General features: G+C 71.5%; 24 protein-coding genes and 1 pseudogene. 20 read left to right on the forward strand and 5 right to left on the reverse strand.

The annotated features are described in order from the left end of the window. Positions 1-84, reverse strand: a pseudogene (locus tag ABZ565_RS25660) (electron transfer flavoprotein subunit beta); the annotation flags it as partial. A 109-nt stretch (positions 85-193) separates the two neighbouring features. Here ABZ565_RS25660 and ABZ565_RS25665 point away from each other — a divergent pair. Both ABZ565_RS25665 and ABZ565_RS25670 read left to right on the forward strand, forming a co-directional pair. Next, positions 194-946, forward strand: a complete 753-nt coding sequence (locus ABZ565_RS25665; protein WP_361031319.1) for a TetR family transcriptional regulator — start codon at positions 194-196, stop codon at positions 944-946. 130 nt (positions 947-1076) lie between these two features. Continuing rightward, on the forward strand, positions 1077-1478 hold the full coding sequence (locus ABZ565_RS25670; protein ID WP_361031322.1) for a hypothetical protein: 402 nt from the start codon (positions 1077-1079) through the stop codon (positions 1476-1478). Between the two features lie 21 nt (positions 1479-1499). On the opposite strand, the gene ABZ565_RS25675 is transcribed toward ABZ565_RS25670, so the two are convergent. The 3 genes from ABZ565_RS25675 to ABZ565_RS25685 all read right to left on the reverse strand — a co-directional run bounded on the left by ABZ565_RS25675 (position 1500) and on the right by ABZ565_RS25685 (position 4065). Continuing rightward, complete coding sequence (locus tag ABZ565_RS25675) at positions 1500-2144, reverse strand: response regulator transcription factor (RefSeq protein WP_361031325.1); 645 nt, start codon at positions 2142-2144, stop codon at positions 1500-1502. Further along, positions 2135-3250: a histidine kinase gene (locus ABZ565_RS25680; protein WP_361031567.1), complete on the reverse strand. Its 1116-nt coding sequence runs from the start codon at positions 3248-3250 to the stop codon at positions 2135-2137. Before ABZ565_RS25680 ends, ABZ565_RS25675 begins: the two co-directional genes overlap by 10 nt. Positions 3251-3393: 143 nt before the next feature. Beyond that, the gene (locus tag ABZ565_RS25685) at positions 3394-4065 is read right to left on the reverse strand and encodes a DedA family protein (RefSeq protein ID WP_361031328.1); all 672 of its coding nucleotides are present in this window, start codon (positions 4063-4065) and stop codon (positions 3394-3396) included. 285 nt (positions 4066-4350) lie between these two features. On the opposite strand from ABZ565_RS25685, the gene ABZ565_RS25690 reads away from it, so the two are divergent. Together ABZ565_RS25690 and ABZ565_RS25695 are read left to right on the forward strand one after the other, a co-directional pair. Beyond that, positions 4351-7086, forward strand: a complete 2736-nt coding sequence (locus ABZ565_RS25690; RefSeq protein ID WP_361031331.1) for a cellulose binding domain-containing protein — start codon at positions 4351-4353, stop codon at positions 7084-7086. Positions 7087-7192: 106 nt separating this feature from the next. Next, the gene (locus tag ABZ565_RS25695) at positions 7193-7702 is read left to right on the forward strand and encodes a hypothetical protein (RefSeq protein ID WP_361031334.1); all 510 of its coding nucleotides are present in this window, start codon (positions 7193-7195) and stop codon (positions 7700-7702) included. 84 nt (positions 7703-7786) lie between these two features. Here ABZ565_RS25695 and ABZ565_RS25700 read toward each other — a convergent pair whose 3' ends face one another. Further along, positions 7787-8671, reverse strand: a complete 885-nt coding sequence (locus tag ABZ565_RS25700) for a sugar isomerase (protein ID WP_361031337.1) — start codon at positions 8669-8671, stop codon at positions 7787-7789. 186 nt (positions 8672-8857) lie between these two features. On the opposite strand from ABZ565_RS25700, the gene ABZ565_RS25705 reads away from it, so the two are divergent. From ABZ565_RS25705 to mmuM, 16 genes are all read left to right on the forward strand, one after another. Further along, positions 8858-9658, forward strand: coding sequence for a DeoR/GlpR family DNA-binding transcription regulator (locus ABZ565_RS25705; protein WP_026171883.1), 801 nt, complete (start codon positions 8858-8860; stop codon positions 9656-9658). A gap of 468 nt (positions 9659-10126) precedes the next feature. Next, positions 10127-11101: an ABC transporter permease subunit gene (locus ABZ565_RS25710; protein WP_361031570.1), complete on the forward strand. Its 975-nt coding sequence runs from the start codon at positions 10127-10129 to the stop codon at positions 11099-11101. Beyond that, entirely contained in the window at positions 11098-12042 is a 945-nt protein-coding gene (locus ABZ565_RS25715; RefSeq protein ID WP_361031340.1) for a carbohydrate ABC transporter permease, read from the forward strand. The genes ABZ565_RS25710 and ABZ565_RS25715 overlap by 4 nt, the downstream gene beginning before the upstream one ends. A 51-nt stretch (positions 12043-12093) precedes the next feature. Next, positions 12094-13734 (forward strand): hypothetical protein, encoded by a 1641-nt coding sequence (locus tag ABZ565_RS25720; RefSeq protein WP_361031343.1) that lies wholly within the window; start codon positions 12094-12096, stop codon positions 13732-13734. A 39-nt stretch (positions 13735-13773) separates the two neighbouring features. Further along, positions 13774-14949 carry a Gfo/Idh/MocA family oxidoreductase gene (locus ABZ565_RS25725; RefSeq protein WP_361031346.1) on the forward strand — a complete coding sequence of 392 codons (1176 nt, stop codon included), beginning with the start codon at positions 13774-13776 and terminating at the stop codon, positions 14947-14949. Positions 14950-15227: 278 nt separating this feature from the next. Then, positions 15228-16229 (forward strand): MBL fold metallo-hydrolase, encoded by a 1002-nt coding sequence (locus tag ABZ565_RS25730; RefSeq protein WP_361031349.1) that lies wholly within the window; start codon positions 15228-15230, stop codon positions 16227-16229. A 62-nt stretch (positions 16230-16291) separates the two neighbouring features. Beyond that, the gene (locus ABZ565_RS25735; RefSeq protein WP_361031352.1) at positions 16292-17644 is read left to right on the forward strand and encodes an ATP-binding protein; all 1353 of its coding nucleotides are present in this window, start codon (positions 16292-16294) and stop codon (positions 17642-17644) included. After that, positions 17641-18066, forward strand: a complete 426-nt coding sequence (locus ABZ565_RS25740; RefSeq protein WP_073966247.1) for a roadblock/LC7 domain-containing protein — start codon at positions 17641-17643, stop codon at positions 18064-18066. Before ABZ565_RS25735 ends, ABZ565_RS25740 begins: the two co-directional genes overlap by 4 nt. Further along, on the forward strand, positions 18063-18416 hold the full coding sequence (locus ABZ565_RS25745; RefSeq protein ID WP_018105822.1) for a DUF742 domain-containing protein: 354 nt from the start codon (positions 18063-18065) through the stop codon (positions 18414-18416). The genes ABZ565_RS25740 and ABZ565_RS25745 overlap by 4 nt, the downstream gene beginning before the upstream one ends. Next, positions 18394-19008: an ATP/GTP-binding protein gene (locus ABZ565_RS25750; protein ID WP_361031356.1), complete on the forward strand. Its 615-nt coding sequence runs from the start codon at positions 18394-18396 to the stop codon at positions 19006-19008. The genes ABZ565_RS25745 and ABZ565_RS25750 overlap by 23 nt, the downstream gene beginning before the upstream one ends. After that, the gene (locus tag ABZ565_RS25755; RefSeq protein WP_361031359.1) at positions 19005-20279 is read left to right on the forward strand and encodes a cytochrome P450; all 1275 of its coding nucleotides are present in this window, start codon (positions 19005-19007) and stop codon (positions 20277-20279) included. The genes ABZ565_RS25750 and ABZ565_RS25755 overlap by 4 nt, the downstream gene beginning before the upstream one ends. A gap of 83 nt (positions 20280-20362) precedes the next feature. Then, complete coding sequence (gene sepF, locus ABZ565_RS25760; RefSeq protein WP_361031362.1) at positions 20363-20782, forward strand: cell division protein SepF; 420 nt, start codon at positions 20363-20365, stop codon at positions 20780-20782. Positions 20783-20791: 9 nt separating this feature from the next. Beyond that, positions 20792-21151 carry a nucleotide pyrophosphohydrolase gene (locus ABZ565_RS25765; RefSeq protein ID WP_361031365.1) on the forward strand — a complete coding sequence of 120 codons (360 nt, stop codon included), beginning with the start codon at positions 20792-20794 and terminating at the stop codon, positions 21149-21151. Positions 21152-21297: 146 nt separating this feature from the next. Then, positions 21298-21834, forward strand: a complete 537-nt coding sequence (locus ABZ565_RS25770) for a DUF6099 family protein (RefSeq protein ID WP_361031368.1) — start codon at positions 21298-21300, stop codon at positions 21832-21834. A gap of 96 nt (positions 21835-21930) precedes the next feature. Next, positions 21931-22854: an LLM class F420-dependent oxidoreductase gene (locus ABZ565_RS25775; RefSeq protein ID WP_361031371.1), complete on the forward strand. Its 924-nt coding sequence runs from the start codon at positions 21931-21933 to the stop codon at positions 22852-22854. A 13-nt stretch (positions 22855-22867) separates the two neighbouring features. Continuing rightward, positions 22868-23812 (forward strand): homocysteine S-methyltransferase, encoded by a 945-nt coding sequence (mmuM, locus tag ABZ565_RS25780; RefSeq protein WP_361031374.1) that lies wholly within the window; start codon positions 22868-22870, stop codon positions 23810-23812. The last annotated feature ends 46 nt before the right edge of the window (positions 23813-23858 follow it).

The following is a 23858-nucleotide window of genomic DNA, read 5'->3' on the forward strand; positions in this document are numbered from 1 at the left end:
ATCCAACGTCAGGTCATCGGCGAAATGCCGGTCACCGGTCGCGTCGGGCACGTACTTCACAGTGACAACGATCCTCAAGCTCACGCCGGCTCTCCCTGTACCTGGTGGTGTCCTGCGGGAATCCTATGGCACTCAGTACCCTTCGTAAAGGTACCCAGTGTCGGCAGGCTGCTTTCGGTGTTACGTTTCCGGCATGACCGAAGACCGCCGGCCGGCCAAGAAGCCCCCCATGCGTGACGTGCTCGCCGAGGCGGCCTTCGCGCTCTTCCTGGAGCGCGGGTTCGAGCGGACCACGGTGGACGACATCGTGGCGCGGGCCGGGGTGGGCCGGCGGTCCTTCTTCCGCTACTTCCCCTCCAAGGAGGACGCGGTCTTCCCCGACCACGAGCGGTGCCTCGCGGACATGACCGCGTTCCTGGCGGACGCCGACGGCACGGACCCGGTCGCCACGGTGTGCGACGGCGCCCGGCTGGTACTGCGCATGTACGCGGAGAAGCCCGAGTTCTCCGTGCAGCGCTACCGGCTCACCCGCGAGGTGCCCGGGCTGCGCACGTACGAGCTGTCGGTGGTGCGCCGCTACGAGAGGACCCTCGCCGGCTACTTGGAGCGGCGCTGGGCCGGGGACCCGGACGCCGGGCCCGACGCCGCGCTGCGCGCCGAGGTGATCGCCGCCTCGGTCGTCGCCGCGCACAACAACGGGCTGCGGTCGTGGCTGCGGTCGGGCGGCGAGGGTGACGCGGGGGCCGAGGTGGACCGGGCCCTCGAACTGGTGCGCGCGGTGTGGGGCGGGGCGGGCGCGCGGCCGGTCGCGCCCGCCCCGGAGGCGGAACCCGCCGCGGTGTCCTCCTCCGGGAGCGACGACGAGGTGATCGTCATGGTCGCGCGCAAGGGCGCCCCGATGTGGCGCGTGGTGCAGCACATCGAGTCCGCGCTCGGCACCGCCTGAGGGGCCTCGCAGGAGCCACAGCACCACTTCGCGGCACTCAGTGCCTTTACTCCTGGAACTAAGTGCCATACGGTGCCGGTGTGCCGCCGCCGGAGGTGCGGCGCACCGAGTCGAGCGCGGGAGGCGGAACGTGTTCAGTACCGGAACCGACGTGGGGCCGCGGGCCCGCGAGGCCGTGGCGGCGCACACGCAGGAAGGGCTCGTCTACCAGGTGTGCCGCTGGTGCCACACCGCCTCCTTCCGCACACTCCTGTGCCCCGTCTGCGCGTCGAGCGATCTCGAATCCGAGCGGAGCGACGGCCACGGCGTGGTCATCCGCTCCAACGTCGTCAACCGCTACTCGCGCGTGATGCGCAACGAGTCCCTGGTCCGCTTCCCCGAAGGCTTCGTCTACCGGTGCCGGATCGTGGGCGCGGCCCCGCACCTGGTGAACGTCGGCGACCGGGTACGACCGGTCGGCGGCCGCACCTCCGTGGCCGGCGAGGTCGTGCTCGAACTCTGCGACCCGCCCGGCTCGGCCGGCTGGTACTGAGGGACGCCGGGGCCGGGGCCCTCACGCCTCCAGATAGCGCAGGACGGCGAGGACCCGCCGGTTGTAGCCGGTGGTGTGCGCGAGGCCCAGCTTGTCGAAGACGGTGTTGAGGTTCTTCTCGACGGCACTGAGCGAGATGTGCAGCTTCTGCGCGATGGCCGCGTTGGTGTGACCCTGCGCCAGCGCCTCCAGGACGCTGCGCTCGCGCGGGGTCAGCCGCGACAGCGGATCACCGTGCGTGCTGCGGATGACCAACTGCCGTACGACCTCCGGGTCGAAGACGGCCCCGCCCGCGTGGATGCGTTCCAGCGAGTCCAGGAACTCCTCCACCTGGGCGACCCGGTCCTTGAGCAGGTACCCGACCCGCTCCGCGTTCTCGGCGAGCAGCTGGGCGGCGTAGTTCCGCTCCACGTACTGGGAGAGCACCAGCACGCCGACGTCCGGCCGCCGCGCCCGGATCTCCACCGCCGCGCGCAAGCCCTCGTCCTTGTGCGTGGGCGGCATCCGGATGTCGGTGACGACGATGTCCGGCGCGTGAGCCGCGACCTGCGACAGCAGGGACTCGGCGTCACCCACCGCGCCCAGCACCTCATGGCCCTCCTCGGTGAGCAGACGGACCAGGCCCTCCCTGAGCAGGATCGAGTCCTCGGCGAGAATCACACGCACGGCAGCTCCGCGGTCACGGTGGTGGGGCCCCCTGCGGGGCTGTGGACGTCCAGCATGCCGTCGATCGCGGCGACCCGGCCGCGCAGCCCCGCCAGCCCGCCGCCGTCCGGGTCGGCGCCGCCGCAGCCGTCGTCCCGGACGCGCACGGACAGCACGTCGCCGTGTCGCGCCACGCTCACCACGACGCCCTCGGCGCCCGAGTGCTTGGCGGCGTTGTTAAGGGATTCGGACACCACGAAGTACGCGGCCGTCTCCACGGGCGACGGCAGCTCCCCGGAGACCTCGTAGGCCACCCGGACCGGGATCGGGCAGCGCTCCGCCACCCCGCCCAGCGCCTCCCGGAGCCCCACGCTGTCCAGCGCCGTCGGATACACCCGCCAGGCCACCTCGCGGAGTTCCGCGAGCACCTCGCCCGCCTCCCGGTGCGCCTGGGCCAGCAGGGCGTCGGCGCGCTCGGCGTCCCGGGCGCGGCGGGCCCGGCCCAGCAGCATCGCCAGCGCGACCAGCCGCTGCTGGACCCCGTCGTGCAGATCGCGCTCGACGCGCCGCCGCTCCCGGTCCACCGCCCGCACCACGGCGGCCCGGCTGGCGGCGAGTTCACCGATGCGCCGCCTCAGCAACTCCCGCTCATCGGGCCCGAAACACTCCCGGGCGAGCCTGGCGTCCAGCGCGGCGAGCGAGAACAGCCCCTGCACGTCGAGGAAGAGCAGGACGGAGCCCAGGACCACCTGGGCGGGCAACTCGCCCCAGCCGAGCGTGGAACGGGCCAGGCCCACCGCGAGCAGCCCGGCCAGCACCAGGCCGAACCCGAGCAGCGCGGTCACCACCGCGCACAGCAGCCCCGAGGAGATGCGGCCGGCCAGATAGCGGAGGACCTGCTGGTCGGAGGGGCGGTGCGCGGGGAACCGGTCGCCGAAGAAGACGGCCCGGCGCCACCGCTCGGCCTCCGCCAGCCTCCTGGCGCCCGCCACCAGGAGGCGGCGCGCGGGGACCCGGGCGCGGGGCCACAGCAGGAACGGCCCCAGGAGCCCCCCGGCCACCGCGAAGTACACCAGACCGGCGAGGGCCGTCGCGCAGCCGAGCAGCGCCCCCGCCACCCCGGACAGCCGGCCGGCCGGGCCGCGGCCGGACGTGTCCGGCGCTCCGGGGGAATCCTCCAGCACCCTGCCCCGCTCCTCCGCCTCGTGTACGGGATCCCCGCTCGGGGGCCCGGTCGGGCGAACCATAGTTCCCGGCCCGCTCCCGCGCATCAGGCGCCCCGGCGGTGCCTCGCCCGCGCCGCCGCCGCGCCTGAACGGACGCGCACCACGACGTACAGCACGAGCGCCACCGCGACCAGCAGCAGCACGGCCTTGGAGAGCACGCCGACGTAGCCGCCGACGGTGTCCCACTGGTCGCCGAGCCAGTAACCCGCCATCACCAGCACGGAGTTCCACGCCAGACTGCCCACCGCGGTCAGCCCGAGGAACGTCGGCAGCGGCATGCGTTCCAGGCCCGCCGGTACGGAGATCAGGCTCCGGAAGATCGGCACCATCCGGCCCAGCAGCACCGCCTTCGTGCCGTGCCGCAGGAACCACACCTCGGTGCGCTCCAGGTCGGAGGCCCTGACCAGGGGCAGCCGCGCCCACAGGGCATGCACCCGCTCCCGGCCGAACAGCGCCCCGATCCAGTACAGGGCCGCCGCCCCCACCACCGACCCGAGCGTCGTCCAGAACAGCGCGGAGGCGAGCGACAGCACCCCCTGGCCGGCCGCGAACCCGGTCAGCGGCAGGATCACCTCGCTCGGCAGCGGGGGGAACAGGTTCTCCAGGGCGATGGCGAGCCCGGCCCCCGGAGCGCCGAGGGCGTCGATCAGGTCGGCCGCCCAGCCGGCGAAACCTCCGGCGGGTTCCTGCGGCAGAGCGAGTGGAACGGGATGCATGACGGGCTCCAGACGGACGGCCGCCGAGGCGCTCTGCCCCGGCTCCCCACCACGCTAGGAAGCGCCGGACCGCATCGGTATGAGGGTCGCCGCCGCTCGGGGTGCGGTTTACCGCAGATGTGTCCTCCGACGGCAGCACGCCGTAGTCATCCGATGAAGCTTGCCTTTTCTCTTCTCCCGGAGGGGTGGCGCCGCTACCATCGGGACGCGAAATGGGAGCGCTCCCACATCCGTTCACGCCCTTGACCGCCTTTGTCGGCGGACCTGTTCGGAGGAGACGTTTCCGTGCGCACAAGCGCAAGACCCTTGGCCGCCCTGGTGGCGGCACTCACCCTCACAGCGGGGCTCTTCGCCGCCGGCGCCCCGGCGTCGGCGAAGGACAGCGACGCCGCTCCCGCCACCCAGGCATCCGATGTGTCCCTCGCGGCGGACACGTACGACTGGAAGAACGTCCGGATCGACGGCGGCGGTTTCGTCCCCGGGATCGTCTTCAACCGGTCCGAGAAGAACCTCGCCTACGCCCGCACCGACATCGGCGGCGCCTACCGCTGGGACCAGGCCGGCAAGCAGTGGAAACCGCTGCTGGACTGGGTCGACTGGGACCACTGGGGCTGGACCGGCGTGGTGAGCCTCGCCTCGGACTCCGTCGACCCGGACAAGGTGTACGCCGCCGTGGGCACCTACACCAACGACTGGGACCCCACCAACGGCGCGGTGCTGCGCTCCTCGGACCGGGGCGCGACCTGGAAGGCGAGCACGCTGCCGTTCAAGCTCGGCGGGAACATGCCGGGCCGGGGCATGGGCGAACGCCTCGCGGTCGACCCGAACAAGAACTCCGTGCTGTACCTCGGCGCGCCCAGCGGCAACGGCCTCTGGCGGTCCACCGATTCGGGTGCCACCTGGTCCGAGGTGACGGCCTTCCCCAACCCGGGCGACTACTCCTCGGACCCGACCGACACCAGCGGCTACGGCAACGACAACCAGGGCATCGTCTGGGTGACGTTCGACGAGCGCACCGGCAGCGCGGGCAGCGCGACCCAGGACATCTACGTCGGGGTCGCCGACAAGGAGAACACCGTCTACCGGTCCACGGACGGCGGCGCCACCTGGTCGCGGATCGCAGGGCAGCCGACCGGGTACCTGGCACACAAGGGCGTGCTCGACTCCGACAACGGCTACCTGTATCTGACCCTGAGCGACACCGGCGGCCCGTACGACGGCGGCAAGGGGCAGATCTGGCGGTACACCACCGCGACCGGTGCGTGGAAGGACGTCAGCCCGGTCGCCGAGGCCGACACCTTCTACGGCTTCAGCGGGCTCAGCGTGGACCGGCAGCATCCCGGCACGGTGATGGCGACCGCGTACAGCTCCTGGTGGCCGGACACCCAGATCTTCCGCTCCACGGACAGCGGCGCGACCTGGACCAGGGCGTGGGACTACACCAGCTACCCCAACCGCTCCAACCGCTTCACCCAGGACGTCTCCTCGGTGCCGTGGCTGACCTGGGGCGCCAACCCGACGCCGCCGGAGACCACACCCAAGCTGGGCTGGATGACGGAGGCGCTGGAGATCGACCCGTTCGACTCCAACCGCATGATGTACGGCACCGGCGCGACGATCTACGGCACCGAGAACCTCACCAACTGGGACTCCGGCAGCCAGTTCAAGATCACCCCGATGGTGAAGGGCCTGGAGGAGACCGCCGTCAACGACCTGGCCAGCCCGCCGTCCGGGGCGCCGCTGCTCAGCGCCCTCGGTGACATCGGGGGCTTCCGGCACACCGACCTCGACGCCGTGCCGGACATGATGTTCACCTCGCCCAACCTCACCTCCACCACGAGCATCGACTTCGCCGAGAGCAGCCCGAACACGGTGGTCCGGGTCGGCAGCGCCGACGCCGCCCCGCACATCGGCTTCTCGACGGACAACGGCGCCAACTGGTTCCAGGGCTCAGAGCCGTCCGGGGTGACCGGCGGCGGCACGGTCGCGGCGGCGGCCGACGCGAGCGGCTTCGTGTGGAGCCCCGAGGGTGCCGGGGTCCACCACGCGACCGGGTACGGGAGTTCGTGGTCGGCGTCGACCGGGATCCCGCAGGGTGCGACGGTCGAGTCGGACCGGAAGAACCCGAAGAAGTTCTACGGGTTCAAGGCCGGGACCTTCTACGTCTCCACGGACGGCGGCGCGACCTTCACGGCGAAGGCGTCGAGCGGCCTGCCCACCGAGGGCGACGTCCGCTTCAAGGCGGTCCCCGGCACCGAGGGCGACATCTGGCTCGCGGGGGGCGCCACGACGGGCGCGTACGGCCTGTGGCACTCGACCGACTCGGGGGCGACCTTCACCAAGCTGAGCGGTGTGGGGGAGGCGGACTCCGTCGGCTTCGGCAAGGCGGCCGAGGGCGCCTCGTACCAAACGCTCTTCGTGTCGGCGAAGATCGGCGGGGTGCGCGGCATCTTCCGGTCGACCGACGCGGGCACCACCTGGACCCGCATCAACGACGACGCCCACCAGTGGGGCTGGACCGGCGCCGCGATCACGGGCGACCCGCGCGTCTTCGGCCGGGTGTACGTGTCCACCAACGGGCGCGGGATCATGTACGGCGACTCGTCGGACAGCGACGGGGGCGGTACGGACCCCGGCACCGACCCGGGCACCGATCCCGGCACCGACCCGGGCACGGACCCCGGCACCGACCCCGGTGACGCGGCCTGTTCGGTGACGTACAAGGTCACCAACCAGTGGTCCGGCGGCTTCCAGGCCGATGTGACCCTCACCAACACGGGCAGCACCGCGCTGGACGGCTGGAAGCTCGCCTGGACCTTTCCGGACGGGCAGAAGGTCGGCCAGATGTGGAACGCGACGCCCGCGCAGGACGGGGCGAAGGTGACGGCCGCCAACGTCTCCTGGAACGGCCGGGTGGCGCCGGGTGCGTCCGCGGGCTTCGGCTTCACGGGCACGCTGACCGCCGGCAACAAGGCACCGGCCACCTTCTCGCTGGGCGAGGAGGTCTGCGCCACCGGCTGACGCGGGGCGCGGGGCCCCGCGGCGGGGGGCGGGCCGGGCGGCCCGGGCCCGTCCCCCGGCACGGTCTTACTGGCCCCGTACAGGTTCGTCGGCCATACTGCCCGCCGTGGAGCAGCGCATAGACCCGAAGACCCAGCCCGCGTACGCCGCAGGGACCGACCCGGCGTACATCCCCGGTCTCACGGCCCCCCGACCCGCCGAAGCGGTGGAGAAGGAGCCGGAGAACACCGAGGAGCCCGCCCCGGCGGACGCCGTCGCCGAGCCGCCGGCCGACCAGGCGCCGGTGGCGCAGGACGAGGAGGACGAGGAGAAGGAGAGCGACGAAGAGACCCCCGAGGGACCGTCGTTCGAGGTGAGCGACCGGCGCGGCTCGATCTCGGCCGGGCCCGGCGGAGTCCGGTTCACGCTGGACGACCAGCAGGCCGACTTCGGCTGGGACGAGATCGGGGCGGTCGAGCTGAAGCCGGCCCGTTTCGGCCGCAGGTTCACCGTCACCGTCCACCTGTCGTCCCAGCGCTGGTTCAACGGCGAGGTCGAGGCGACCTCCCGCAGCAGCCTCAAGGAGTGGACCGAGGGCTTCGACGCGGTCCTGGACGCCCACTTCGAGGAGTCCTGACGGGAGCTCAGTCCGTACCCCACGCCTCAAACGCCGGCGGGGCCGATTCTCGGCCCGTCCGGCGTTCGACGTCTGCCGCGCGGATCAGGCGTCCGCAAGCACCACCGAGCGGGTCAGGTGGCGGGGGGAGTCCGGGTCGAGGCCGCGGGCGGTGGCGCGGGCCACGGCCAGGCGCTGGACGCGGACCAGGTCGGCCAGCGGGTCCAGGGCGCTGTCCACCCAGCGGGCGCCGGTCTCCAGAAGCTGCTCGCGCAGGCCCTCGGGGGCGGTGCCGAACATCCAGGTGGCGGTGGTGTCGGTGGCGATGGAGATCGGGCCGTGGCGGTACTCCATCGCGGCGTACGACTCGGTCCAGGAGAGCGACGCCTCCTTCATCTTGAGGGCCGCCTCATTGGCGAGGCCGGCCGTCCAGCCGCGCCCGAGGAACGTGAACTGCGTGCAGTCCACCAGGCCCTCCGGCAGCGGCTCCGTGAGCGCCCGCTCCGCGTCCCGGACCACGGCGTCGGTGTGCAGGCCGAGGTGCGCGCGCAGCAGCGTGAGCAGCGTGGTGGCGAACCGGGTCTGGACGACGGACTGTTCGTCGGCAAAGTCGAGGACGACGACCGCGTCGGCGGCCGTCATCACCGGGGTCTCCGGGTCGGCGGTGATCGCGACCGTGGGCGTGGTGCCGCTCAGCCGGCCGAGGAGTTCGAGGACCTCGGTCGTGGTGCCGGAGCGGGTGAGCGCGACGACCCGGTCGTAGCGGCGGCGGGTGGGGAACTCGGACGCGGCGAAGGCATCGGTCTCGCCCTGCCCGGACTCCTCACGGAGCGAGGCGTATGCCTGAGCCATGTAGAACGAGGTGCCGCAGCCGACGACGGCGACGCGCTCGCCGGGCGCGGGCAGCGCGGCCGCGTGACTCGGTGCCAGCTCCGCTGCGCGGCGCCAGCACTCCGGCTGACTGGCGATCTCGATCTCGACAAATGACACTTTTGCACTCCGTACTGGTGATGGGATGCTCGTTTGCGCACGCTACCCGCGATGAGCGAGCATTATCAAGCATTCTGCTTGCACGGGACTTGACTCGCCGGAGCCTTGTGCGACGCTTGCGCCCTGTCCGGTGATCGCGCCCAAGGGGATGGGCGCCCGCAGCCCGGACCTGTGAGGAGAACCGTCTTGTCCAGGGATGCCCGGTGGAACGCACTGCTGGAACTCGTAGGTAAGCACGGCCGGGTGGACGTCGAGGACGCCGCGAAGACGCTGGACGTCTCGGCCGCGACCATCCGGCGGGACCTGGACCAGCTCGCCGAGCAGCAACTGCTCACCCGCACCAGGGGCGGCGCGATCGCCCACGGCGTCAGTTACGAGCTGGCCCTCCGGTACAAAACGGGGCGCAACGCCCCGGAGAAGCAGGCCATCGGCCGTGCCGTCGCCGAACTCGTCGCGGTCGGCGAGGTGGTCGGCCTCACCGGCGGCACCACCATCACCGAGGTGGCCCGCTCGCTCGCCGTCCGCGCTGACCTGGTGGGCGACGGGGCCGGCGGCGCGGCGGGGCAGCCGACGCTGACGGTGGTGACCAACGCCCTCAACATCGCCAACGAGCTGGTGATCCGGCCGCAGATCAAGATGGTCGTCACCGGCGGGGTCGCCAGGCCCCAGTCGTACGAGCTGACCGGTCCACTGGCCAGCGGGGTGCTCGGCGAGATAACGCTCGACGTGGCCGTCCTCGGTGTCAACGCCATCGACACCGAACGCGGCGCGTACGTGCACCACGAGGGCGAGGCCAGCATCAACCGGCTGCTCGCCCAGCAGGCCCAGCGGGTGGTGGTCGCCGCCGACTCCTCGAAGATCGGCAAGCGGGCCTTCGCCCGGGTCTGCGACCTCTCCCTGGTCGACTTCCTGGTCACCGACCGGGGGATCGCCCCCGAGGCGTCCGCCCGCTTCACCGAGGCCGGCGTCACGGTCATCGCCGTCTGACCCTCGCAGTACCCACGGCGGGCCGCCGCGCGCACCCTGCGCGGCAGCCCGCTTTTCCGTGCGCACCCGAACCGGTTCAGAGTGCCGTGTCGTGCGTGAAGTGTGCACGGTCAAGCACAATCGCGCACATGATGACCGGTTCTGACGAACAAACAGCACGTTCCCGGTCTCGGTTTGCGGTCATCGAACGCCCCTTATGCAGCGATTGCCGGGTCTGCGACGTCCTGTAGTGCTGCATGGAGTGACTTTTGCCTGCCCATAGATGTTCGTTACCTCTGCGAAATGAACAACTCTTGCCATACAGGTGCGCGGTCGTGAACTATGTGCCTGTCGCCGCGAAGGAGCAGCGGCCGCGCTTCCCCGAAGCGCGTGCCGCCCTCCACGTATGCGGGACGTTCTCTCGCTCCATCAGCCCTGGAGGTGCCTGTGACGATGGCAAACACGCCGGTCACAGCTGCGCGGCCGCCCGTGCCGCAGCCCCGCGACCCGGAAGACGCGGAACGCCCCGCGGGGAGGAAGGGCAGGAAGAACCGAATACGGCAGCCGCTTCGGCAGCGGCTCAAGCGGGACAAGGCGCTTCTGCTCTTCTGCCTGCCCGGCGTGCTGTACTTCGTCCTCTTCTTCTACCTGCCGCTCGCGGGCAACGTCATCGCCTTCCAGGACTACCAGCCGTTCCTGGGCTTCAAGCAGAGCCCGTTCGTCGGGATGGCGAACTTCACCGCGCTGCTGGCCGAGCCCGAGTTCTGGAGCGCGGTGTCCAACACCCTCCAGATCACGGCGATCCAGCTCCTCCTGTACTTCCCGGCACCGATCGCCCTGGCCCTGCTGCTCAACTCGCTCATCAGCGAGAAGATCAAGCGGTTCATCCAGACCGTCGTCTACCTCCCGCACTTCCTGTCCTGGGTCGTCGTCGTCGCGATGTTCAAGCAGGTGCTCGGCGGCGCCGGATCGGTCACCACGCTCCTCATGGAGCACGGGGTGAGCATCGGCAACGTGATGACCGACCCCGGGACCTTCAAGTTCCTCATCACCGCGCAGGCCATCTGGAAGGACTGCGGCTGGGGCACGATCATCTTCCTGGCGTCCATCGCCTCGATCGACATGGGCCAGTACGAGTCCGCCGCCATGGACGGCGCCGGCTGGCTCCGCCGGATCTGGCACATCACCCTGCCCGGCATCCGGCCGGTCATCCTGATGCTGCTCATCCTGCGGCTCGGTGACATCCTCTCGGTCGGCTTCGAGCAGATCCTGCTCCAGCGCGACGCCGTCGGCCCGGACGCCGCCGAGGTCATGGACACCTACGTCTACTTCCACGGCGTCGTGGACGGTGACTGGGGCATGAGCACCGCCGCCGGACTGATGAAGGGCGTCATCGGATTCGCCCTCATCCTCGCCGCCAACAAGCTGGCCCACCGCTTCGGCGAGCAGGGAGTGTACCGATGAGTCAGTCCGTCGCGACCCGGCTGCGTGCCGCCCGGCCCGGTCCCCGCCCCCGCAAGTCCAACGGCCGCCCGCCGTGGATGGAGCGCCCGCACTGGTACGGGCAGAGCGCCAAGGGCATCGCGCTCATCGTGCTGACCGTGATCGTGCTCTACCCGTTCCTCCTGGCCATCGGCACCAGCCTCGCGGGCCGCGAGGAGCTGAACGCCAACGGCGGCTACGTGCTGATCCCGCACCACCCGACGCTGGAGGCGTACCGCGTCATCCTGTCCGGGGGAGTGGTCACCCGGGCCGCGGTGGTGTCCATCTTCATCACGCTGATCGGCACCGCGCTCAGCCTGGCCTGCACGGTGATGATCGCGTACGGCACCTCACGGCCCGGCACGGTCCTCGCCAAGCCGATTTTGCTCCTTGTGCTCGGCACGTTCCTGTTCGCGCCCGGCATCATCCCGACGTACCTCGCCGTCCAGCAGTTCCACATGCTGGATACGTACGCCTCACTGATCCTTCCGGTCCTGCTGAACGCCTTCAACATCGTCGTCGTCCGCTCGTTCTTCCAGAGCATCCCGGAAGAGCTGTACGACGCGGCGCGCATCGACGGCGCCGGCGAGGTCACGGTCCTCTTCCGGATCGTCCTCCCGCTGTCGAAGGCGGTCCTCGCCGTGGTCGGCCTGTTCTACGCCGTCGGGTACTGGAACAGCTTCTTCAACGCGGTGCTGTACCTCAACGACTCCAGCAAGTTCCCCATCCAGGTGATCCTGCGGAGCTACGTCCTCAACGGGCAGAGCATCAACGCCTCCGCGATGGGCGTCCACTCCATCCCGCCCGCGACCTCCCTGCAGATGGCCGTGCTGATCATCGCCATCGTGCCCATCTTCTGCGTCTACCCCTTCCTGCAGAAGTTCTTCGTCAAGGGCGTCCTCACCGGGGCGATCAAGGGCTGATCCGCCCACCCCGCACCACCGCCCCGCACGCCACCCACTTCAAGGAGCCCCATGTCCACCCACCTGTCCCGACGCGGTTTCATGGGCGCCGCGGGAATCGCCGGCCTCACCGTCGCGGGTCTGTCGACCCTGAGCGCCTGCGGCAGCGGCGCCACGGTCAGCAAGGGCGGCGCCAAGGCGTCGGCCAAGCTCAAGCTCCCGACGTACGTGGCGGCCCAGACCGCCCCCGCCGACCTCGCGGGCAACGCGTCGGGCCTCGACGCGACCTACCTGCGCTACCCCAAGAAGCTCACCAGGTCCGTCGCGAAGGCCCCCGGCGACGGCAGCCGCATCACCGCCCTCACCGAGACGTTCACCACCCCCGCCCCGCCGCAGGCCAAGAACGCCTACTGGCAGGAGCTGAACAAGCGCCTCGGCGCTCGGTTCGACATGACGATCGTCGTGGACCAGGGCGTCGACGCGTACCTCACCAAGTTCAACGCGATGATGGCCGGCGGCGACATACCCGACCTGGTCTGGTTCCCGCCGAACCAGGGCATCCAGCGCGTGCCCGAGCTCCTGGACGCCAAGTTCCACGACCTCACGCCCCACCTGTCGGGCGACGCGGTCAAGGCGTACCCCAACCTCGCGAACCTGCCGACCACCGCGTGGAAGACCGCCGTCGTCAACGGCAAGATCCGCGGCGTCACCGTCGCCTACGGCTCCATGGGCCAGGTCTACGTCGTCAACCAGGACTTCTGGAAGCCGGTGGGCGGTGCCGAGTTCACCAGCGCCGAGGACTTCCTGGCCAAGGGCAAGGAGCTGCTGGACGTCAAGCGCAACAAGTACGTCCTGGAACCGGCGTACGTGAACCACATCGCCCAGTTCGCCCAGTGGTTCGGCGCTCCCAGCGCCTGGCGCCTGGAGGGTGGCAAGCTGACGCACCAGTACGAGACGGAGGAGTACCAGGAGGCCCTGGCCTTCGCCGTCAAGTGCGCCCGGGCCAAGCTCTTCTGGCCGGACCCCAACCTCAGCACCACCATGGAGAAGATGGCGCAGGGCTCCCTCGGCGCCTACGTCCAGTCCTTCCCCAGCTTCCTGGTCGACGCCAAGACGTACGACTTCCCGTTCGGCGTCATCGTGCCGTTCGCCGCCAAGGAAGGCGCCACACCGCACTACAACATGGGCTACGGCTCCGTCGGCTACACCGCGATCAACAAGAAGGCCGACGACAAGCGCGTCAAGATGCTGCTGCGCGTCCTGGACTACCTGGCCGCCCCCTTCGGCACGGAGGAGCGTCTCTTCCTCGACAACGGCATCGAGGGCAAGCACTGGAACCGCACATCCGACGGGGACGTGAAGCTCACCGCCAAGGGCAACTCCGAGGCCGTCACCACCGCGATGCCGCTGGCCTTCCTCGCCGCCGGACCCGAGTACATCTATCTGCCGGGCCGGGGCGACATGGCGAGCAAGATCCACGGCTGGCAGGAAGACCTGCTCAAGATCGCCCAGTCCAACCCGACGAGCGGCCACTTCTCGGACACGTCCACCAGCAAGGGCCCGTCGCTCACCACCTCCATGAGCGACATCCAGCTGGACATCGTCGCCGGCCGCAAGCCGATTTCCGCCTTCAAGGACGAGCTGCGCAAGTGGCGCTCCGGCGGCGGCGACAAGATGCGCGCCGAGTTCGAGGCGTCGCTCGCCGGCAAGTAGCCTCCGCCCGCACGACCCGCACCAACTGAAGGGACTCCCGTGTCAGACCTGCGACTCGGCGTCATCGGGCTCGGCCTGCGCCGGTCCATCGCGATGTCGGCCCACCACCCCGGCAAGGGATCGGCGATCACCGCCGTCTGCGACCTCGACCCGGAGGTGCGCAGCCGCGAGGCCGAGCGCTTCGGCGCCGAGATCGCGGTCGAGGACTACAAGCTGCTCCTCGGCCGGGACGACCTGGACGCGATCATCGTCGCGACCCCGGACGACACCCACGAAGTCATCGCCGTCGACGCCCTGAGGGCCGGCAAAGCGGTCTTCGTCGAGAAGCCCCTCGGCATCTCCGTCGAGAGCTGCGACACCATCCTGCGCGCCGCGTACGAGACCGGCACCCGGCTCTACGTCGGCCACAACATGCGCCACATGGGCGTCGTCCGGCTGATGCGCGACATCATCGCGCGCGGCGACATCGGCGAGCCCAAGGCCGTCTGGGTGCGCCACTTCGTGGGTTACGGCGGCGACTACTACTTCAAGGACTGGCACGCCGACCGCACCCGCACCACCGGTCTGCTGCTCCAGAAGGCGGCGCACGACATCGACGTGCTGCACTGGCTGGCCGGCGGCTACACGCAGCGCGTCAACGCCCTCGGGGACCTGCTCGTCTACGGGAACCTGCCGCGCCGCGAGCCGGACACCCCGCGCCCCGAGAACTGGCTGCGCGAGTTCGACTGGCCGCCGACGGCCCGCAAGGACCTGCACCACATCGTGGACGTCGAGGACGTCTCGGTGATGAACATGCAGCTCGACAACGGCGTCGTGGCCGCCTACCAGCAGTGCCACTTCACCCCCGACTACTGGCGCAACTACACGGTCATCGGCACCGAGGGCCGGCTCGAGAACTTCGGTGACGGCCCCGGCGACGAGGTCAAGGTCTGGAACACCGGCCCCAGCGGCTACCGCGCCGACGCCGACATCACCTACCGGGTGCCGGAGGCCAAGGGTTCCCACGGTGGCGGCGACAGCGGGATCATGCGGGAGTTCGTCCGGTTCGCGCGCGACGGGGGAGTCACCGACACCTCCCCGGTCGCCGCCCGGATGAGCGTCGCCGCCGGTGTCCTCGCGACCCGTTCCCTGCGCGAGGGCGGTGCCCCCCACGAGGTGCCGCCGCTCGACCCCGAGCTGATCGCGTACTTCGAACGAGGCCAGGTCCGTTCCTGACGCTCCGGCCGACCGGCCCACGGGTCCCCGGCGCACCGCCCACGCGGTCGCGCCGGGGACTTTTGGTGTCTGTTTTCGGCCATGCTCAGTGGGTAATCAGCCCCTTCCGGTTTGACGGCGCCGTATCCCGTAATAGTGACGAAGTCGGTCCGAAGTGGTCTCGTACGGTCACCGCCCGGCCGCCCGCAGGGCGGGTCAAGGGCTGTTTCAAGCCAATCACATGCCCGTATGGCCGGGCTCGAACGCGCGACCGGAAACCGGTCGGCATAATCGCGTCCATGTCGATCACGGGTGGGGAAGTCGTTGACCTTGGCAGGGGCCTGTACGCCTGGCTCCCGCCGAAGCGTGGCTGGGGGCTGGCCAACTGCGGTCTGCTCGTCTCGCCCCGCGGCGCGCTGTGGATCGACACGCCGTACGACCCGGTGCTCGCCGGCCAGTTCCTCGCCGAGTCCTCCAAGCGGCTGCCCGACGGCGTCACCATCGACCGGGTCATCGTCACGCACGCCAACGGCGACCACTTCTGGGGCGCGGGGGTGCTTGGTCCGGACGCCGAGATCATCGTGACCCGCGAGGCCCGGGAGCACATCCACTACGAGCCCTCCCCGCAGCAGCAGCACGCGCTCGTCACCGGCGGCGACCCGGCCACCCCGCTCGGGGCCTACCTCGCCCGCCACTTCGGCCCGTTCGACTGGTCCCGGACCGAGCCCGTCCGGCCGACCACCTACTTCACGGGCGAACTCGAACTGAGCCTCGGCGACTACCCGGTGCAGATCACCTCGCTCGCGCCCGCGCACACCACCGGCGACCTGATGGTCCACCTGCCCGCCCAGTCCACCGTGTTCAGCGGCGACATCATCTTCTCGTCGTCCCCCGAGCAGCCCGGCGACCACCCGATCCACTGGGAAGGGCCGCTGAGCAACATCATCGGCGCCTGCGAACAGGTGCTGGCCACCGGCGCCGAAACGATCGTTCCCGGCCACGGACCCCTCCTCGACCGCGACGGCGTCCGCGAGCACATCACGTACCTCGAATACATCCGCGAGCGCGCCCACACCCTGCACGCCGCGGGCATCCCCTCCCTCGAGGCCGCCCGCCGGGTCATCGCCGAGGGCCGCTACCCCGGACTCGGCCTCCCCGAGCGGCTGGTGGTCACCATCGGCAGCGAATACCGGCAGCTCGACGGCTCGGAGCGGCCCAGCGTGGTCCAGGTCATGACCGACGTCGCCACCGTCGCACACGAAGTGGAGCAGGTCAGTGAGCCGGCAGGCAGCGCGGGCTGACCGCGCGGTCCCGCCCCGCGCGCGACGGCGGACCGACCCGACGAGAGAAACGCGGTAACGGCATGGCATGGATCGTCGCACTGATCGCCGTCGTCGCCGCGGTGGTGGGCTTCGCCCGCGCCTACCGGACCGGCCTCTCCGAGCAGCAGGCCGTCACCCGCGCCGAACTCGCCGAACGCCAGGCCAAGGCCGCCGAGGCCCGCACCGCCGCCCTCCTGGACGAGATCAGGCAGCTCGCGCGCCGACGCATACCCGCCGCCGCCCTCGCCCTCTCCCACCCCAGCGCCACCGTCCCCGGACTGCGCGAGGCGGCCGAGGTCGACGGCGGCGCCGCCCTCCTGCTCACCGAGGCCGTCCAGGCCGCGCGGACCGCGGTCCTGGAAGAGCGCGGACGCGTCGACGCCGCGGCCCGTGCCGCGATGCGCGGCACCTCGGCCAAGATCCAGTCGCTGCTGAACCAGTCCCAGCAGCTGCTGCACGAGCTCCAGCACGAGTACGACGACCCGCGCATCCTCCAGCTCGACTTCCGCAACGAACTCGCGCTGCGCCGCACCCAGTCCACCGCCGTCCTGTGCGACGCCTGGCCCGGCCTCGCCCGCCAGAACTCCCCGCTGGTCGAGATCGTCCTCGGCGCCCAGTCCCGCGTCGCCGGCTACGAGCGGATCAAGGTCTCCAACCACCTGCGCGACGAACGCCTCGCGCTCGCCGCCCGCGCCGCCGAACCCCTCGCCATCGCCCTGGCCGAACTCCTCGCCAACGCCACCGCGTACTCCCACCCCGAAACCGACGTCCAGGTCACCGTCCAGCAGAGCGGCGGCCGAGGCGCGTTCCTCGTCGTGGACGACGCCGGCATCGGCATGGACGAGGACGCCCTCGAACGGGCCCGCGCCCTGCTCGCGGGACCCGCCGAGGTCCTGCTCACCGAGCTGGGCGACCCGCCGCAGACCGGCTTCGCGGTCGTCGGCCGGCTCGTCGTGCAGTACGGCTTCGACTGCCACATCGAGGCGTCCCCGTTCGGCGGCATGCGGACGATCCTGCGCGTCCCGGCCCACCTGCTCACCGTGCTGGACGAGGACCGGAACCTCTCCGCCCTCGCCCCCGCCCCCGTGGCAACCGCCGCCCCGGCCCAGCCCGCCCCGGCCGGAACGGACACCCCCGCACCGGACGCCGCCGAGCCCACCGGGCTGCCCAGCCGGCGCCGGCGGACGCCGCGCCGCACACCCGCCGCGGCCACCGCCGCCCGGGCCGCCGAGCCGTCCGCCGACCGGATGTCCCGTACACCGGAGGCGGCAGGGGCTTCCTGGGCGGCCCTCCAGCAGGGCACCCTCAACGGCAGGAGCGTCACCGGGCGGGCCCCCGCACCGGGCACCGGCGCCCCCGACCACCAGGACGACCAAGGAGACGACGAGAAGTGAGCGCCCCCAGCCCCACCTCAGGCGACCTCGCATGGGTGCTGACCCCGCTGCTGGAGCTGCCCGGAGTCCAGCACGCCGTGGTCGCCACCGGCGACGGCCTGGTCGAAGGCGCGTCCCCCGGCCTCGACCGGGCCTCCGGCGAACGGGTCGCCGCGATGACCGCCACCCTGCACGCCGCCGCCCGCGCCTTCACGACCGCCTTCACCGACGCCGAGGCCCCGCAACTGGCCCAGACCGTCGTGGAATCGGACCTGGGCTTCGCCATCGTCGTACCGGCCGGGCGCAACACCACCCTCGCCCTGTTCGCCGAACCCGGCGCCAAACTCGGCGACATCGCCTACCAGATGCAGGTCCAGGTCACCGCGCTCACCCGGGCGATGCACGCACCCGCCCGCCAACCGGACACCGCCGCCCGGCCATGACCCCCGGCCCAGCACGCCGCCTGATCCCCGCCTATCTGGTCACCGGCGGCCGGTCCCGCCCCGCCGGCCCCGCGCTCGACCGGCTCGCCGTCCTCGTACGCACCGACGCGCCCGTGCCCGACGACGCCGGAACCCAGGCCCGCAGACTCTGCGACCTGCTGGAACCGGGTGCCCTCACCGTCGTCGAGTGCGCGGCCCACCTGGACCTGCCGGTCAGTGCCACCGTCTTCCTGGCCACGGACCTCGCGGCCACCGGACTACTGCTCACCCGACCGCCGATACCCAGTGCCGGGCAGATCGACAGGTCGCTTGTCGAGAGGCTGCTCGATGGACTCCGCTCCCTCCCCTGACCGGACCGGCGTCGGCTATCTGCCGGCCGCCGCCCGGACCCTGATGAAACTCGTCGTCACGGGTCCCTTCGGCGTGGGCAAGACCACCCTGATCCGCACCCTCTCGGAGATCGCCACCCTTCACACCGAGGAGGCGATGACCCAGTCCAGCACCCGCGTCGACTCCACCGCCGGACTCCCCGACAAGACCACCACCACGGTCGCCATCGACTTCGGCCGCCTCACCGTCCCCGACGACCTCGTGCTCTACATGTTCGGCACACCGGGCCAGGAACGGTTCCTGCCGCTGTGGGAGGACATCGCCCGGGGCGCGCTCGGCGCACTCGTCCTCGTGGACACCCGGCGGCTCGCCGACTCCTTCGCCGTTATGGACATGGTCGAGGAGCAGGGCCTGCCGTACGCCGTCGCGGTGAATCGTTTCCCCGACGCCCCCGCGCACAGCGACGAGGTCCTGCGCAAGCACCTCGACCTGGACGGCAACACGCCGCTCATCCAGTGCGACGCGCGCGAACGCCGCGGCAGCATCGACGCCCTGATCGCACTCGCCGAACACGTGCTGACCCGCATGCCGCAGCCCGAGGACGCCTCATGACCGCGTACGCACCACCGCCGCAGCCCCTCGCGCTGTTCGGCCCGGCCTTCGCTGCCGACCCGCAGGGCCACTACCGCGCCCTGCGCGAGCACGGCCCGCTCGCACCGGTGCGCATCGCCCCCGACGTCGAGGCACTGCTCGTCACGGACTACCAGGCCGCCATCGACCTGCTCCGCGACACGCACACCTTCAGCAAGGACCCCCGCGCCTGGCAGGCCACCATCCCGCCGGACTCGCCCGTGCTGCCCGTGCTCGGCCACCGCCCCACCGCCCTGTTCAGCGACGGCGCGGTGCACGCCCGCTACCGCGAGGCCATCAACGACAGCCTCGCGCTCATCGAACCGCACGTCCTGCGCGCCGAGGTCGCCCGCGTCGCCCGCCAGCTCATCGGCCGGTTCGCCGCCACCGGCAGCGGTGACCTCATCGCCCAGTACGCCCGCCGGCTCCCCATGCACATCTTCGTCACCTGGTTCGGCGCCGACCCCAAGGACGGCGAACGCATCGTGGACGGGGTGGCCGGGATGATGAACTCGGCGGCCGACGCCGCCGCCGCGTACGCCGACCTGGTCGACGTCGTCAGCCGCCTCGTCGCCGACCGGCGCGCCCGGCCGCGCCGCGACCTGACCTCGTACTTCCTCGCCCACCCGGCGGGGCTCGACAACGACGAGACGGTGCGTCAGATCACCCTGGTGATGAGCGCGGGCAACGACCCGATGACCAACCTCATCGGCAACGCCACGCTCCACATGCTCACCGACGAACGCTACGCGGGCTCCCTGCACGGCGGCGCGATGACCGCCCACGAGGCGATCAACGAGGTGCTGTGGCGCGACCCGCCGATCGCCAACCTGGCGGCCCACTACCCGCGCCGGGACACCGAGTTCCACGGCGTCCGGCTGCGCGCCGGACAGCTCGTCCTGGTCTCCTACGCCGCCGCCAACTCCCAGTCCCCGCCGCCCGCCACCGACGACGGCGTCCGGTCCGGGGCCAGCGCCCACCTCGCCTGGTCGGCGGGGCCCCACCGCTGCCCCGCCAAGCAGCCGGCCCTGCTCATCGCCATGACCGCCATCGAACAGCTCACCAGCCTCCTGTGCGACGCGGAGCTGGCCGTGGCACCGGACGAACTGCTGTGGCGCCCCGGCCCGTTCCACCGCGCGCTGGCCCATCTCCCGATCCGCTTCACCCCGCTGGACACCACCGCCGCTCCGAGCGGCGCCATCACGGTCGCGGACCCGTCGGACGTGATTCCGGCTGCGGCGATCGAATCTTGAGCCGTGTCGCTCGTAGGCCGAACGGGTGAGGGAGGGGACAATCGCCCGATGAACAGTGAGCGCAGCCGGCACAACGCCGACCGATGTGCGGACGGGGTGGTCCGGTGAGCAGGTACGACAGGTACGACGTCACGGACGAGCAGTGGGAGGGGCTGGCCCAGGTCGTACCGCTGCGCAGCCGCAACGAGTGGCCCTCCCGGGTGGACCACCGCGCCGTCCAGGACGATCCGGAGCCCGCCGAGCAGCGGCGCATGGTCGTGTTGCGGGTCCAGGTGTTCGCGGACGCCCGCGAGGTCGCGGAATACCTGGTCGCCCAGGTGCCGGTGCTGCTCGACCTGACCAGCGCGGAGGGCGATGTGGCCAAGCGCATCCTGGACTTCGCCAGCGGTGTCGTCTTCGGGCTCGGCAGCGGCATGCACCGGGTGGACCGCAACGTCTTCCTGCTGTCGCCGGCCGGCATGGAGGTCGAGGGCGTCACGGCGGCCGGGGTGCCGGGGGCGTAGGGCGAGCAGGTGACCGAACTCGACGTACGGACCCTCCAGCGGCGGCTGGCCGCATTCGCGGACGCGCGCGACTGGGGGCAGTACCACACCCCGAAGAACCTGGCCTCGGCGCTGAGTGTGGAGGCCGCCGAACTGGTCGAGATCTTCCAGTGGCTGACGCCCGAGCAGTCGGCACGGGTCATGGAGGATCCGGCGACGGCACCCCGTGTGGCGGACGAGGTCGCGGACGTGCTCGCGTATCTCCTCCAGTTCTGCGAGGTGCTGGGGATCGACGCCCTGGCGGCACTCGCCGCCAAGATCGAACGGAATGAGTCGCGCTTTCCGGCCCCAGGATCAACGGGCGACCAAGATCGTCACTCTTCGGAGTGACCGACTTGTTCACACTCGATTGAGTGTCCACAGATTTCCGAAATCCTCTGGCGTTTCGGTGCGGTCGCCCTCACTGTGGGTAATGAACGTGGTGAGCGGGTTTTCCGCGGCGACGAGCGGGATTTCGCATCGAACGGGGGCAGTCGATGGAAGCGGAACGGCTGGTAGCGGTCATCAGGCAGGCGCTGGCGCAGAGCCGGGGCACACCGGACATCATCGCCGAGGCGTGGCAGGCGCAGGCCCTGTCCCAGGCGGTCGGCAGCCGGCTGGCGGCGGCCGGTCCCAAGGAACTGCGGACCGAGGCGGGCGCCCTCAGCGAGATCGGGGGCAGGAGCAGCGGCGCGCTCGACCACCCGGCGGCCCGCTCCGGGGTGGCACGCGCGGCGCGGCTGACCGAGGTCGCCGATCCCCGGGCGGCCCTGACGGGCCTGGCCGCGCTGCTCGGGGAGGTCGGTATAGCCCTGGTAGGGGTGGCGTGCGAGACCGATGAGCAGAGCCTGTACTGGCAGTGCATGGAGGCGATCGACGCCGCCGACGAGTCCACGGACCGGGTCCGCTCCATGCTCCGTCTCCTCGACGACCGGGAGCGCGAGCGGCGGGAGGACCTGGAGCGCGGCCGGGAGCGGGACGGCCCGCACGGGGTGCTGCACGGCCCGGTGGGCCCGGTGACCGGCATCCAGTGAGCGGTACGCCCTCCGGTACGCCCTCCGACGCCGCGACTCGATGCGGACGGTGCCCCGGAGAAGGGCGTACGGCGCGCGCGGGTGCAGGATGGAGGCATGGATCTTCGCATTTTCACCGAGCCCCAGCAGGGGGCGAGCTACGACACCCTCCTCACCGTCGCCAAGGCCACCGAGGACCTCGGCTTCGACGCCTTCTACCGGTCCGACCACTATCTGCACATGGGACAGGGCGACGGCCTGCCCGGCCCCACGGACGCCTGGATCACGCTGGCCGGGCTGGCCCGCGAGACCAAGCGCATCCGCCTGGGCACGCTGATGACCGCGGGCACCTTCCGGCTCCCCGGCGTCCTCGCCATCCAGGTGGCGCAGGTCGACCAGATGTCGGGCGGCCGGGTCGAACTGGGCCTGGGTGCGGGCTGGTTCGAGGAGGAGCACACGGCGTACGGCATCCCCTTCCCGAAGGAGAAGTTCGGCCGCCTGGAGGAACAGCTCGCGATCATCACCGGGCTGTGGGCGACCGAGGTCGGCAAGACGTTCAGCTACGACGGCACGTACTACCAGCTGACGGACTCCCCGGCGCTGCCCAAGCCGGCGCAGGCCAAGGTGCCGGTGCTCATCGGCGGGCACGGTGCGAAGCGCACCCCGCGCCTCGCCGCCCAGTACGCGGACGAGTTCAACATCCCGTTCGCCTCGCTGGAGGACAGCGAGAAGCAGTTCGGCCGGGTCAGGGAGGCGGCCGAGGCGGCGGGCCGCAAGCCGGATGACCTGGTGTACTCCAACGCGCTGGTCGTCTGCGTCGGCCGGGACGACGCGGAGGTGGCGCGCCGGGCCGCCGCCATCGGCCGCGACGTGGTGGAGCTGAAGGCGAACGGACTCGCGGGGTCGCCCGCCGAGGTGGTCGACAAGATCGGGCGGTACGCGGCGATCGGGGCGTCGCGGATCTACCTCCAGGTGCTCGACCTGGACGACCTGGACCACCTGGAGCTGATCTCCTCCCAGGTCCAGTCCCAGCTGGGCTGAGAGCGGGGCAGCGATGACACCTGGGCCCGGCCGTCCGCTGGCCGCCGCGCTGGCGGAGGGCACGCTCGTCCTGGACGGCGGGCTCTCCAACCAGTTGGAGGCCCAGGGCTGCGATCTGTCCGACGCGCTGTGGTCCGCCCGGCTGCTCGCCGACGGACCCGAACAGATCGAGGCCGCCCACACGGCGTACGTGCGGGCGGGGGCCCAGGTGCTCATCACGGCCAGTTACCAGGCGAGCTACGAGGGGTTCGAGCGGCGCGGAATCGGCCGGGACGAAGCGGCCGGGCTCTTCGCCCGCAGCGTGGAGCTGGCCCGCCGGGCGGCCGGCGCGGTGGAGCGGGACGTCTGGGTGGCGGCCTCGGTCGGCCCGTACGGGGCGGTGACGGCGGACGGGGCGGAGTACCGGGGCCGCTACGGGCTCACCGTCCGGGAGCTGGAGCGCTTCCACCGCCCCAGGATCGAGGCGCTGGCCGCCGCCGGGCCGGACGCGCTGGCCCTGGAGACGGTGCCGGACATGGACGAAGCGCGGGCGCTGCTGCGGGTGGCGGGGGAGTACGGGCTGCCGGTGTGGCTGTCCTACACCGTGTCCGGGGACCGGACCCGGGCCGGGCAGCCGCTGGACGAGGCGTTCGCCCTGGCCCGGGCGCACGACGAGGTCATCGCGGTCGGGGCCAACTGCTGCGCCCCCGCCGACGCGGAGGCCGCCGCGCGGGCAGCGGTCCGGGCGACCGGGAAGCCGGCGGTGGTCTACCCGAACAGCGGCGAGCGCTGGGACGCGACGAGCGGTGCCTGGACCGGGGCGGCCACGTTCACCCCGGACCGGGCGGCGTCCTGGGAGGAGGCGGGCGCCCGGCTGATCGGTGGGTGCTGCCGGGTGGGCCCGGAGGCGATCGCGAGGCTGACGGCTGCGCGGCACGGTGCGCCGGGGGAGCCCGCGGGAGGAGCCGGGGCGGGGTGACACCGCGTGGGCCCGTGCGCGGGTGCCGGTCGGCGTCGGGGCATGG

The organism is Streptomyces sp. NPDC016469 (assembly GCF_040632905.1).
Taxonomy (GTDB): Bacteria; Actinomycetota; Actinomycetes; order Streptomycetales; family Streptomycetaceae; genus Streptomyces.

Excerpts from the sequence above, each read along its gene's own strand:
- ABZ565_RS25665 (WP_361031319.1), top strand. The coding sequence starts at position 194 with ATGACCGAAGACCGCCGGCCGGCCAAGAAGCCCCCCATGCGTGACGTG.
- ABZ565_RS25685 (WP_361031328.1), bottom strand. The coding sequence starts at position 4,065 with ATGCATCCCGTTCCACTCGCTCTGCCGCAGGAACCCGCCGGAGGTTTC.
- ABZ565_RS25755 (WP_361031359.1), top strand. The coding sequence starts at position 19,005 with ATGACCGCGTACGCACCACCGCCGCAGCCCCTCGCGCTGTTCGGCCCG.
- mmuM (WP_361031374.1), top strand. The coding sequence starts at position 22,868 with ATGACACCTGGGCCCGGCCGTCCGCTGGCCGCCGCGCTGGCGGAGGGC.
- ABZ565_RS25715 (WP_361031340.1), top strand. The coding sequence starts at position 11,098 with ATGAGTCAGTCCGTCGCGACCCGGCTGCGTGCCGCCCGGCCCGGTCCC.
- ABZ565_RS25735 (WP_361031352.1), top strand. The coding sequence starts at position 16,292 with ATGGCATGGATCGTCGCACTGATCGCCGTCGTCGCCGCGGTGGTGGGC.
- ABZ565_RS25770 (WP_361031368.1), top strand. The coding sequence starts at position 21,298 with ATGGAAGCGGAACGGCTGGTAGCGGTCATCAGGCAGGCGCTGGCGCAG.
- ABZ565_RS25745 (WP_018105822.1), top strand. The coding sequence starts at position 18,063 with ATGACCCCCGGCCCAGCACGCCGCCTGATCCCCGCCTATCTGGTCACC.
- ABZ565_RS25720 (WP_361031343.1), top strand. The coding sequence starts at position 12,094 with ATGTCCACCCACCTGTCCCGACGCGGTTTCATGGGCGCCGCGGGAATC.
- ABZ565_RS25730 (WP_361031349.1), top strand. The coding sequence starts at position 15,228 with ATGTCGATCACGGGTGGGGAAGTCGTTGACCTTGGCAGGGGCCTGTAC.
- ABZ565_RS25750 (WP_361031356.1), top strand. The coding sequence starts at position 18,394 with ATGGACTCCGCTCCCTCCCCTGACCGGACCGGCGTCGGCTATCTGCCG.
- sepF (WP_361031362.1), top strand. The coding sequence starts at position 20,363 with ATGTGCGGACGGGGTGGTCCGGTGAGCAGGTACGACAGGTACGACGTC.
- ABZ565_RS25775 (WP_361031371.1), top strand. The coding sequence starts at position 21,931 with ATGGATCTTCGCATTTTCACCGAGCCCCAGCAGGGGGCGAGCTACGAC.